Annotated in this window: 7 protein-coding genes; all 7 read left to right on the top strand. The window is 61.2% G+C overall.

Annotated features, from left to right (window positions below):
• Window positions 1-3 precede the first annotated feature (3 nt).
• The 7 genes from EQ874_RS21115 to EQ874_RS21145 all read left to right on the top strand — a co-directional run bounded on the left by EQ874_RS21115 (window position 4) and on the right by EQ874_RS21145 (window position 12951).
• Entirely contained in the window at window positions 4-2094 is a 2091-nt protein-coding gene (locus EQ874_RS21115; protein ID WP_129978053.1) for a DEAD/DEAH box helicase, read from the top strand.
• Complete coding sequence (locus EQ874_RS21120) at window positions 2091-2975, top strand: GIY-YIG nuclease family protein (RefSeq protein WP_129978054.1); 885 nt, start codon at window positions 2091-2093, stop codon at window positions 2973-2975. The genes EQ874_RS21115 and EQ874_RS21120 overlap by 4 nt, the downstream gene beginning before the upstream one ends.
• Before the next feature lie 319 nt (window positions 2976-3294).
• A complete protein-coding gene (locus EQ874_RS21125) occupies window positions 3295-5229 on the top strand; it encodes an AAA family ATPase (protein WP_129978055.1) in 1935 nt (644 codons plus the stop codon).
• The gene (locus EQ874_RS21130) at window positions 5226-6686 is read left to right on the top strand and encodes a hypothetical protein (RefSeq protein WP_165369304.1); all 1461 of its coding nucleotides are present in this window, start codon (window positions 5226-5228) and stop codon (window positions 6684-6686) included. The genes EQ874_RS21125 and EQ874_RS21130 overlap by 4 nt, the downstream gene beginning before the upstream one ends.
• A gap of 180 nt (window positions 6687-6866) precedes the next feature.
• Window positions 6867-7595: an ankyrin repeat domain-containing protein gene (locus tag EQ874_RS21135; RefSeq protein WP_129978057.1), complete on the top strand. Its 729-nt coding sequence runs from the start codon at window positions 6867-6869 to the stop codon at window positions 7593-7595.
• Window positions 7596-7945: 350 nt separating this feature from the next.
• Window positions 7946-10042, top strand: a complete 2097-nt coding sequence (locus EQ874_RS21140; protein WP_129978058.1) for a UvrD-helicase domain-containing protein — start codon at window positions 7946-7948, stop codon at window positions 10040-10042.
• Window positions 10043-10080: 38 nt separating this feature from the next.
• The gene (locus tag EQ874_RS21145) at window positions 10081-12951 is read left to right on the top strand and encodes a DUF262 domain-containing protein (RefSeq protein ID WP_242496870.1); all 2871 of its coding nucleotides are present in this window, start codon (window positions 10081-10083) and stop codon (window positions 12949-12951) included.
• Window positions 12952-12974 lie beyond the last annotated feature (23 nt).

A 12974-nucleotide genomic window follows, 5' to 3' on the forward strand; every position in this document is an offset into this window, starting at 1 on the left:
CGCGTGGCCGGCTTCGACTTGCTCGATCCGGTGTTGCAGCACCACATCGTGAACTCACTCGGCTGGCCCGGTCTACGACCGCTCCAGGACGAGTCGGTCGCGCCGATCACCACCGGATCCGACGCGATCCTCCTCGCACCGACCGCAGGTGGCAAGACCGAAGCCGCCATGTTCCCGTTGCTGACCCGCATGCAGGCCGAACGGTGGACCGGCATCTCCGTGCTGTACATCTGCCCGCTCAAGGCGCTACTGAACAACCTGCAACCGCGTATAGCGGACTACGCCGCGTGGCTCGGACGTGACGCGATGACATGGCACGGGGATGTCGGCCAGTCGGTCCGCGGTCGCATCAAACGCGACCGGCCCGACATTCTGCTGACCACCCCGGAATCGCTCGAATCCATGCTTGTCTCCGAAAGTGTCGATGCGTCAGAACTGCTCGGGGGTGTACGGGCGGTGGTCGTCGACGAGGTGCACGCGTTCGCAGGTGACGATCGCGGGTGGCATCTGCTGGCAGTGCTGGCACGACTCGAATCGCTGCTCGGACGACGTTTGCAGCGGGTGGGTATGTCCGCGACTGTGGGCAATCCGGACGAGCTGCTTGGCTGGCTGCAGGGTGGTGCGATCTCCCCCGGCCGCGTCATTTCTCCCGCAACCTCAGGTGCTGCAGTGGTCCCCGAGATCACCGTCGACTCTGTAGGCGGCATCGAGAATGCCGCAAAGGTGATCGCTGCGCTGCATACCGGGGAAAAGCGACTGGTTTTCGTCGACTCGCGAAGGCTCGCCGAAGAGTTAGGAACACAGCTGCGCCGACGTGGCATCACCACCTTCATCTCGCATTCGTCACTGTCTGCCGCAGAGCGGCGTGAATCCGAGGAGGCATTCGCCGAAGCCCGCGATTGCGTCATCGTCGCCACCTCCACACTCGAACTCGGCATCGACGTCGGCGACCTCGACCGCGTGATCCAGATCAATGCGCCTCGCACCGTGTCGTCCTTCCTGCAACGACTCGGTCGCACAGGCCGGCGCCCCGGCACCACCCGCAACTGTTTGTTCCTCGCCCTCACCGATCAGGCAGTGCTCGACACGCTCGGCATGTTGCAGTGCTGGTCGCGCGGATGGGTCGAACCGGTACTACCGACCCCGCAACCGCGGCACATCGCCGCCCAACAGTTGCTGGCCGCGGCATTACAGACGCGCCGCGTACCACTCGTGGGGTGGCAACAGAGTTGGGGATCTCTTCCACTCTTCGACAGCGACGGGCAGGAGATTCTCGACCATCTTCTCGCCGAGGGATTCCTCGAACACGATGCCGGCAGCGCATTCATCGGACCGGAAGCCGAGAAACACTTCGGGCGGCGGCATTTCAGGGAGCTACTCGCGGTGTTCACCGCCGCTCCGGAGTTCACAGTATGGGCAGGTAGACAGGAGATCGGCTCGGTAGAGACCAGTGTGCTCACCGACGATGTCGAAGGCCCACGCATACTGCTGCTCGGCGGACGGTCGTGGAAGGTCACCCATATCGACTGGAAACGACGGCACGTGTTCGTGGAGTCCACTCATATCCAAGGCCGCGCCAAGTGGAGTTCGCTGCCCGATGGCGCATCGTTCGAGATCGCGCGGGGCATTCGCGATGTGCTGCTCGGTGCAATGCCCTCCGGCGTGACATTGACGCGACGCGCCGTCGCGACATTGGAGGATCAGCGGCTACAGCGCTCCGACCATGTCACCGACGGTGCGTTGGTCATCAAACGCGACGACCGGGACGATTGGCGCTGGTGGACGTGGGCCGGTTCGAAGGCCAACCGCACCCTCGCGGCGTGGGCAGCGGACTTGGTGCCGCCGCGGCAACGAATCGGAGCCGAGTCGCTGCGTTTGCACGCGGATTTGTCGGTCGCTGATATCCGTGAGGGACTGGCGGCGTTACGCACCCGGAGTTCGAGGCATCTCCCCGCGGTGGATAGCGGCGCACTCCGGGGTCTGAAGTTCTCGGCAGCGTTGCCTGAGCACCTTGCGCGTGCCACTCTGGCCATCCGTGCCACAGACGCGACCGGGGCAGACACGGTGCTGGGCGAGAAGACACAAATCGGATGACCACCGGATCAACCCTCGAATGGAGCAGCTGGATTCCACTGCTAGGCATCTCCCGCAATGCCTCTGTGCCCCGACTTCCAGGCATCTACCGTGTGCGCCGCAGAGACTTCGACGGCCTCGACTACATCGGGCAGACCGGACGGAGTCTTCGCGAGCGCCTGGGCGCATTGTCCCGGTGCCACGCAGAGCAGATGCCCTACCGCGATCCGCACACTGCGGCACCCGCACTGTGGGCGTTACGCCACGCAAGCGGCTGTGAATTCGAGGTGTCGTTCGCGGCAACCGATGGGGATTCACATACCCGGAAGGGACTGGAAGCATTAGCGATCGGGCTGTACCGACAAGAGTTCGGCGCGTCACCGACCGTACAGTTCGGCCGGGTACCGGACGGTTATCGCGCCTCTTCTCCGAACAACGCGCGCCTGGTGGCAGCAGGCTCCAGGTTCCGCGGAGGCGTGTACGACGGACCGGCATTGGCGGAGCATCGTGTCGGGGCGCCCCCGGTTGGTCCGTTTACGCCAGACATCCAGAGCCAATCGTGGTGCGGACATCGTTGGAGCACGTGGATAACGCTGTCGAATGCCCGCTACGCACTTCCCGCCAACACGGTCGGTCTGTATCGCATCAGAGGCGATCGAGACGACGCCCTGCTGTACATCGGACAAGGCGTACTCCCGAATCGACCTCTCGCGCACCTTGCCAAGATCGTCAAAGTTGGTCATGTGCAAGGCGCGATCTTTGCCGCACAGCACAGACTCGAAGTCTCCTGGGTTGCGACGCCGCAGCGACCGGCGCACCAGCTACTGGAACTCGAGAATGACCTCATCGCAGCACACGTTCTTCATTTCAACAGCGCTCCCGCAGCGCAGTTCAAGGGTTGATAAGGGCAGGACATTCAGGTGCAGTCAGTAGATTCATGGCCATTGCCAACGGGTTCGGGCCTTGCATTCCCTATACGCCAGCGGCTATGCCGGTCCGGTCCTCTTCGGTTTGGCGGCATAGCCCTGCTGGAGTTCACCGACGACGCGTGCTACATCGGCATATCCGGCAGCGACTGCGCCGGCTGCCTCATGCCAACCGCGAGATCGACAACTGCGTCGCGGATTCCCGCTGCGGCGGATTGCCGCGCAGAGACGGCATGAATAATGACAACTTTCGACCCTGCGTGAAGTTCGAATTCCTACCACTGAAAGCGATAACATGGCAATCCGCGATATCGAACGAGAGCACCTCGACGCCGCCATCCGCGAGTTCGACACGACCGACCGCAAGGCAATGCTCGATACCTACGGATTCGGTGTTTCCACCGGATATCTCGTGCATCTCAACGGGCGATTCTACGATCCGAAGGCGCTCATCGGCGTTGCGCACAAGTATGCAACCGGCCGTGCGCTCACAGCGTCGGACTTCGTTACCGATAACGCACGAGCCCGCCTCAAAGCGCTCGGAGTCCCCGTCGTAAAGTTCAAGGGCCTATGGTGGGTAAACCAAGGTACAAATTACGCAACCGAGCGCGATGGGGGCTATGTGTGGGCCGGACAGCGCGCCAAGAACGGGAAGGTCGTCCCGTCCTGGTCGAATGTTATGAAACTGCAGGACGGACAACTCATCCTGCACTACGCAAATAAGCAGATCGTCGCGGTCGGCACGGTTCATGGACACCCGCGTGAGGCGACCGATCCTGAATCGAATCTGTTCGAACAATATGCATCTGCTGGGTACCTCTGCCCCATCGACTACCGGGAACTCACCAACCCCATTCCCGCGTCGGAATTTCCTGCGGAACTCCTCGCGACCGCGCCGTTCGATAAGAACGGCAAGGTCAACCAAGGTTACCTGTACCCAATTGGTGACGACCATATACTCGACGTACTCGCGTTTCTCGACGCTCGCATACCCGGACTACTCGAGGGCACCTTCACCCATCGGTCACACTACGAGGATCAACATTCGGCTGAGCTCGCCGGCTCCTATGAATCGGATCCAATCTTCGAGTCCCTACTGCAATTCAAGAACATCGTACTCGAAGGTGTCCCAGGTACTGGAAAATCGTACGCAATCGAGAACATCGCACGGCAATGGAGTTCCCGAACCGGACGGTCGCTACACGATTTCGACGGGCGCCCCTACCGCACGGTAGTAATGCATCCGAGCACGTCTTACGAAGACTTCATCGAAGGACTGCGTCCAGTCCCCTCAGTGCGCGGGGACGAACCAGGGTATTTCGACGAAACTCCAGTTCGGGACACATCGTTCGCAGTTGCTGATGGATTCTTCGTCGAGGTGTGCCGTGCGGCCGTACGCGCCCCCCACGAAGACGTCCTTGTACTGCTCGACGAGCTGAATCGCTGCAACATTCCGAGCGTGTTCGGCGACCTGTTGTTGACACTGGAAACATCCCGTCGCGCAACGTTTCGCAGTACCGGACCAAGTAGCGGATCCGCGCGTGATTGGACGACGACAACGACAGCTCGGCTGCCCTACTCGGGTCGGACGTTCTTCGTGCCGGAAAACGTGTACGTCGTAGCGACCACCAATACGACGGACCGGTCGGTGGCACCGCTCGACGCTGCATTGCGTCGCCGCTTCGCGTTCCACCGACTCGAACCCGAGTTGACCCAAGTGACTGCACCATCGATCTTGTCCTCCACCGACCGCGAACTGTTCCAGCGCGGGGCGCGGATCCTGGAGAGTGTGAACGACCATGCGTTGCGACCGTGCCTAGGGCCCGATGCACTGCTTGGACACTCCTACTTCTACGCGATGGCGGCCGCGCTCAATGATCGTTTCCGCGATCCCGCCGACGTCATCGCAAGCCATTGGAAGTACACGATCCTCCCACAATTGATCGATTCGGTCCGTGCACTCAATGCCGATGACATCCTCGACAGGCACACCCGACCCGCATGGTTCGACACCCACGCCGAGATCGAAAAGAAGGCGCTCGACCGTGCCATGGATGCGCTCGGGGCCCTGGACGATTATCTGGCCGAAGCGCTCGGTCTCATGCTTATTGTCGAAGGCACCGGGTTGGCGAGAGGGGCGCGGATCGCAGGGATCGAGGTCGGCGACCCGAGCTCCGACGACGAGTCGATTCTCGACGACTCCGACGAACCCGCTGGTGTCGACTCGTGACAACCACGATCGCAGCGTCGCCGCGCGGCGCCCGCATCGGATTCTCCTCGGCGAGCATAGGCGGGACACAACTGCTGTTGACGGTCGCACCGAAAGCCTGGCGTCCCGAACATCAGCAGAAGTACCACGTAGCGGACTCACCACGCGCGGATGGCCACTACCTCGCGACAGTATTCGAAACCGACCGACTGCATATCCGCGGCAACCTGGATCTCGAAAACCTCGCCGAGCGGTGTCTACGGCGCTCTGCGGTCGAATCACACAAGTTCAACCGGACGTGGGGAGAGGCACTACTCCACCCCGATGTCCCCCCATCGCGACCGGATCTGCTCGACTCCCTCCCTCAGACTGACGCTCACCCGGCAACCGATCTACTCCGACTGTTCACCCGAGTGAATCTGCTCCGACGCGATTCGGATCCACTCTCGGCCGAGCTGAGTCGATCGCCTCTCCACCGACCAATGCTCTACCGCCGATTTCTTGATGAGGTGCAGCTTCGCCTTTCCTCCACGCGCCGCGGATTTCGTCCGATTACTGCAACACATACAACGATTCGAGGTCGGGTGGTTCCGGCCGGGTTGGCGCGCTACCACGCCACCGGAGACCCTCGGATCGAATGTCGCTATTCAGAATTGAGCGGCTCTACCGCATTGTTGGGTATCGTGTGCGCGGCGCTCGACTGGATCGCCGACGGCAGTTCGACACCATCCTTGTTCTCGGCCGAGTACGCGACGACACGGCTGCGGCACGACGCTGTCGGGCTGCGCCGTGCACTCAACGAGGTCACCTCCACGCCGCTGCGTGCCGCACTCATCAACGGGCCGCGTCTGCATTTGACCCGTCTGGATCGTCCGTGGTCCGAAGCGCTCGCGATGAGCCTGGCAATCCTGAGCGAACGCGAGCACATCGTTGGGCGGACACACTCTCGAGAAACCGACGCGTTCGAGTTGTCGACGCGCACCGACAAACTGTGGGAACGCATCGTCGAGGAGTTGCTTCAACGCGCCGGGTTCGACGCCGTGCGAAATCAAAGCAGACTCGGCACCGATGTGGTGGCGGACCCTTGGTTCGGCACCGCTGACAGTGGGCCTCGAACATTCCCGGATCTCGTAGCTTACCTAGGCAATGACCTCGTGGTGATCGATGCGAAGTACAAATTGCGCAACAGCCGCGCAGCAACACCGAGCCGCGACGACCAATACCAGATGTTCGCCTACAGCCACCTCGTGGCCGACGGAGAGCGCCGGCCCGGTCGGGTCATGCTCATCTACCCCGGAACTGGGCCGAAAGCACGATGGCATCGAGGACCCGACGGCGCGATCCCACTCGATGCCTACAGCATCCCGTTCCCCCAGCCCGCTGATGTACGCACCGATGTCGCCTTTGCTCAATATCTCGATTGCGCCGGAATGCATCTCGCTAATCAAGTCCGTGAGTACTCGAAACGTCCCGAGTGAGCACGTATGCCTACAGGCCAGCCGCACAAGGGGATCTCGTCATCCCGTTGCGACCACCACGCTCCTCAGCGTGACCCGCGACGAACACTCAGCACCAAAGCACGCCTCGAAAGGCGCTGCAATTGACGTGAAATTTGGAGCTTAAGGGCAAGCCGAGAATCAGGAAGTGGAGTTCAAATAATGACAGCGGTGAAGAGTAACGCCCCGGCGGACAGCAACGGCGCGTCGGCGCCCGTAGACGCGACCAAGAATCCTGACTACCCGAAAGAAGTTGTCTGGGACGGTAGAATCGATCATTTCTCCAAGCACGAAGTCGTCATCCGAGACGCACTTGCCGACGCAGCCAAAGTCGCAGACTGGGAGGGTGTGTTCCGCCTACTCGATACTCACACGCACGAACTGTCGCCGAACTCATGGCGTCCGAATGGAAAAACCTGGTACACACCACTTCACCAAGCTGCCTGGCACAACGCCCCGGTGTCGGTGATCGACGAGCTTATCCAACGTGGCGGATGGTCGTCATTGCGCACCGCATACGGTGAAACCGCGTACGACATTGCTATGAAGAATGGGCACACTGCAATCGGCGAATCGCTCGCGCAGCAGGCACCCAGTCACATTAACAACGATGTCTTCAGCAAGCTCGACGAACACATGAGTCGGTTGATCGAATCCCGGATCCGCCCTGCTCTGGCCGTGCAGCTTCGTCACCCCGCCGCTGAGGTGGTCGCCGAGATCGCCGACCAGCCTTTGTGGTTCCCCGTTCCCGGTATGTACGGCGGATTCGCCATTCGATTCATGCGCAGTTATCTGTTCGTCGAGAGCTGGTGTCGAGTCGTCGGAGGATCCGGGCAAGCGCACGTCGTCACCTCAGAAGGCTTCACCCTCGTCGAGGAAGGCTTCGTTTAGGCTCATCACACAGCGCGGACGCGATGGGCCGTCGGGTAGCAATCATCGAACACAAATCCGAAGACCGCGTGCCTTCTCAGTCGGGTCGCACCGAAGAACGCGCTCCACCAGAGATTTCGCAGATTTAGGGGATGGTGTGAAGCACTTACCCATGTCTCTATCCGCTTCCCACCGCTCCTCGAGGGCTTCCATCTTCCCCGGCGAACGCCCCTTATTAGCCGGCCTCAAGATTCGAATACGTTTATGACCTTCTGCACCTTGTCGGTGCCAGACCGTAATGTTCGAGTTCGTCGAAGCGACAAACCAAGGAACATGTGGTTCGGCGTGGTTGGGAACGAGAGGGCGGTGCGTTGGCGACACTGGCGATCGACAAGGACTTCCTCCTTGACTTCGCGAAGCTCGAGTCATCTGTCCAAGCCCGGGTCACCGAGGTGTTCGAAAAGTTCGACGCCGCAACCCACACTGGCCTGCACCTCGAGAAGATCAAGAACGCCCGTAACCCCCAGTTCCGGTCGATCCGCATCACTCAGTTCTGGCGGGGTATCGTGCTCGCTCCCAAGAACGGCGACACATACACACTGCTGAAGGTCCTGCCCCATGACGACGCCTACGTGTGGGCGGAACGCCGCGACGTGTCCGTCAACCAGGCAACCGGTGGGATCGAGGTCCGAGACGACACCGCGATCGATGAGCAACTCGCGGAGTTGGACCGCCAGTCCAACGGCAAAGCGCACAGTGGCTACTTGTTCGAGCACATCAAGGACAGCGAACTCGCCCGGCTGGGCCTGGATGAGAAGGCGATACGCTTCGCACGGCTACTTACCGAGGACTCCCAGCTCGACGCCGCGCAGCCCTACTTCCCCACCGTTCAGTGGCAGGTTCTCTACGGTCTCGCTGCCGGCATGACTCCCGACGAGGTGTGGTCGGATCTCGGAGCCGACATCCTCGACGGTCCCGTCAACACCGAGGACCTCGACGCCGCGATCAAACGAAGTACCGAGCGCGTACTCCTCGTCGGCGGTCCTGCTGAGATGATGGCCGTCTTCGCCCACCCCTTCGCTTTGTGGCGGATCTACCTGCACCCCACCCAACAGTCCGCGGTGGATGCAACCTACCGAGGACCGGCGCGTGTGACAGGTGGGCCGGGAACAGGTAAGACCGTCGTCGCACTGCATCGTGCACGCCGATTGGCGGAACGAGGGGCAGGACAAGTCCTCGTGACAACCTTCACCTCCACCTTGTCCGATTCGCTCGAAGAGGGCATTGAACTGCTCACTGAGGATTCCGACGTCACGTCCCGCATCGACGTCCAGCACGTCGACCGCCTCGCTCATCGTGTCTTCCGCGACGTGCACGGTAGCCCACACATGATCAGTTCCGCGGACGAGAAGAAGCTCTGGCGAAGCATCATCGACGATCTGGGCATCGACTTCACCGAAGCTTTTCTCGGTGAAGAGTGGCGACAGGTGGTGCTTGCACAACGTGTCAGTTCCGCAACCGAGTACCTTGCCGCCAAACGAACCGGTAGAGGGCGGAGACTTGGTACTACTCAGAAGGCGCAGGTGTGGCAAGCAGTTTGGGAATTCGAGGAAGCGTTGAAGACGCGTGCGTTGCATACGCACGAAACCGTGCGACGTGAAGCAACGAGGATTCTCGAACAACGCGACGACAAACCCTACCGCCACATTGTTGTCGATGAAGCTCAGGACCTCAGCCCCGATCAGTGGCGGCTCCTTCGTGCTGCCGTGCCTGAAGCCTCGGACGACATGTTCCTCGCCGGTGACACCCACCAGCGCATCTACAACAACCATGTCAGCCTGCGCGAGCTCGGCATCAAAGTAAAGGGCAGATCCAGCCGTCTGTCCATCAACTACCGCACCACTGCCGAGATCTTGCGGTGGAGTCTCGGCCTGATGCAGGGATGTCGCATCGATGACATGAACGACCATTTCGACTCGATTGCCGGCTGTCGTTCCGACATCCACGGCGATCACCCTGCTGTACGAGGCTTCGGAACGCGAGACCTCGAGTTCGCTTTCATTGCCGACAAGGTGCAGGAGTGGATCGAGAACGGAATTGCGCCGGCAGAGATCGGGATCGCTGTACGGTCCAAGAAAATCGGCGAGTCCCTTGCAGGTGTTCTCACGAAACAGGACATCCCGAATTCTGACTTATCCGACTCGCGCAACAGCACCGACAGTGTCTCCATCGGAACGATGCACCGCATGAAAGGTCTCGAGTTCCGTTGCCTGGCTGTCGGTGCCGCGACAAGTAAACAGCTCCCCGCTCCATATGCCGTTACCCCGGTGAGCGAGGATGAACACAGCCACGAGCGCGACCTACAACGCGAACGCTCTCTTCTGTTCGTCGCATGTACGCGTGCACGAGAGCAACTGTTGGTGACCTGGCATGGCGAACCCAGCCCGTTCCTCACTCCGCTCATCTGACTTCCCGCTCTACAGGTCTGTTTCCCGAGAGGTTTCGAATGCCCAGATTGTCCACCCTGCTCGACGAGATCGATTCGGGCACCGTCCTACTCCCCGAGTTCCAACGCGGCTACGTCTGGAATCGTGATCAAGTCCGAGGTCTGATGCGGTCGCTCTACCGGAGTTATCCCGTGGGCGGCTTGTTGATGTGGGAGACTGCGACCAGCGAGATCGCTGTACGTGGCGAGATCACCAGTGGTGGTGTCCGACAGCTTCTGCTCGACGGACAGCAGCGCGTCACCTCTCTGTACGGCGTAGTACGCGGCACCCCTCCCCCGTTCTTCGAAGGCGATTCCTCAGCGTTCACAGGTTTGTACTTCAACGTCGAGTCGGAAGTCTTCGAGTTCTATCGCCCGATGGTCATGGCCGAGGACCCGTGCTGGGTGAGTGTCACTCAACTGTTCCGCGAAGGTCTGAAGCCCTTCTTCACCGCCTTTACCGACCACGCGGAGAAGGCGAGTACCTATCTCGACCGCCTGAACACGTTGTCGCAGATCCTCCAGCGCGAATTCAATGTCGAGAAGATCACCGGCTCGGACAAGTCCGTCGATGAAGTGGTCGACATCTTCAACCGCGTGAATTCCGGCGGCACCAAGCTATCGAAGGGCGACCTTGCGCTCGCGTCTCTGTGCGCACAGTGGCCGCCCGCACGCCAGGAGATGCGCGACCACCTCGCCGTATGGAAGAAGGCGGGCTTCGACTTCACGTTGGACTGGTTGCTTCGAAACGCCACAGCGGTAGCACGAGGCCGCGCACTGTTCACCGCGCTGAGCAACGTGAAGGCCGACGAGTTCGAACGCGCACTCACTTCCTCCGTCGCCCACATCGGCACGTTCCTCGACGCAGCATCCGGTCGTCTCGGCCTCGACCACGACAGAGTCCTCATGGGCCGCTATGCGATTCCAGTCGTGTCGCGCCTACTCGAACTGAACGGCGGCAAGTTCACCGACGCGGCCCACCGCGACAAGGTCCTATACTGGTACGTCCACTCCGCTCTGTGGGGCCGGTTCGGTGGATCGACCGAGACCTACCTGCAGCAGGACTACGACACCATTCGCGACTCCGGGGTCGACGGACTGATCGCTACGCTTGAACGCATTCGCGGTGGACGCCTCGAAATCCGTCCCCACGATTTCGACGGCTCGACCCGCGGATCCCGCTTCTACCCCCTGCTCTACCTGCTCACGCGAGTCAAGGGCGCCCGCGACTTCGGCAGCGGGCTGGAACTGCGTGCAGAGTTGCTCGGAAAACTCACCAGCCTGCAGGTCCACCACATCTTCCCGAAGGCCTTGCTACGCGATCGATACGACCGCAACGAGATCAATGCGATCGCGAACTTCTGCTTCCTCACCCAAGCCACCAATCTGGAGATCGGCAAGCGTGCGCCGGAGGAGTACTTTGCGGAAGTCGAAGCGAAGAATCCCGGTGTGCTCGCGTCTCAGTGGATTCCGACCGATCCGGCACTGTGGACGGTCGACCGCTACCCGGACTTCCTCGCAGCACGACGTGAACTACTCGCCGAGGCAGCCCAGTCGTTCTTGGAGGAACTCCGATCCGGTTCGCAGAGGGATGAGGAGTCTCTGCAGCCACTCGCCGTTACGGAGACAGAGCCCGATGACCCGAGGACTCTGCAGATTCAGGCGATGATCGCGGAGCTTCGCGACCTCGGATTCGCGGAACCGGAGGTCGATACCGAAATTACCGATCCGACGAGCGGGCGCTTCCTGTCGATGGCGGAAGCGTTCTGGCCCGACGGCCTGCAGCACGGAGTCGGTGATCCTGTAATACTCGAACTCGATCCCGACGAAGCCGACCTGCCGCGTCTCGAAGAACTCGGCTACAAGGTGTTCACGTCCGTGGACGCTCTGCTCGGGTTCGTCAACAACTTCAACGAGGCCGCTGCCGGCGTCCCGGAGTCGACCGAGCCGGAAGAGTTGCTCAAGGACGTCGGCGACAACACGACCGCACTGGAGTCGGAGTTCGGCTCCCGCATCCGCGAGCTCTACGATCGCGCTCGACGTGAGGCCGGCTACAACGCCACCCACTTCATCAGCATGGTCGCGAACATCGGTCCTCTGGCTACAGCAAAGAAGCTCCTTGCCTCACGGACCATCTCGGATGGCTTCTCCGAGCTGTGGGAACGAGGACGCATCGACCTCACTGTGGAGGCGCTCGTCATCGAGCCCACCTTCGAAACACTGTTCACCGACACGGAGCTCGAGGTCGCCTGGCATCGACTCACGCAGTTCGGATACACGGCCAACACATCCGTCCCGAAGACATGCCCCTCGACCCGTACGTCGAAAAAGCCGGCCACAACGGAAAGCACGAACGTCACGCCGACCTCGGAGAAGCCCGAGTGGAACGGGCAGGACTGGTACGTCTGCCTGGGCGAAGTCAACGATTCCCGCAACTGGGACGACGCGCGCAAGTACGGTTTCGTGTCGGCCGGTGGAGGCCGCTGGTACTCCGACACCCTCAAGAACCTTCAGGTCGGAGATCGGGTCTTCGTCTACGTCCCGAAGGTCGGCTATGTCGGTGCCGGTACGGTTGCCGGCTCCGCCGCTCCGGCGGACCAGGCGACACTCGAGGTCGACGGCAAACAGGTCAGTTTCCGCAGTCTCGACCTGGTGGGTCCGTACACGCACGAGATCGACAACCCGGACCCCGACGAGGACTACCAGGAGTGGATCGTTCCCGTTGTCTGGGAACGGACGGTCGACCGCGAGTCTGCACTGCGCGAGGCCGGTTTGTTCGCGAACCAGAATTCTGCATGCAAGCTCCGCGACGAGCACACCCTGAACCGAGTGACAGAGTTCTTCGGCGTCACCAATCTCGACCGATCTGCCCCGTCGGCAGACATCAGATGAGACAGGGGTGTGCGAGGGACCAG

This window comes from Rhodococcus sp. Q1 (assembly GCF_004153645.1).
Lineage (GTDB): Bacteria > Actinomycetota > Actinomycetes > Mycobacteriales > Mycobacteriaceae > Rhodococcus > Rhodococcus gordoniae.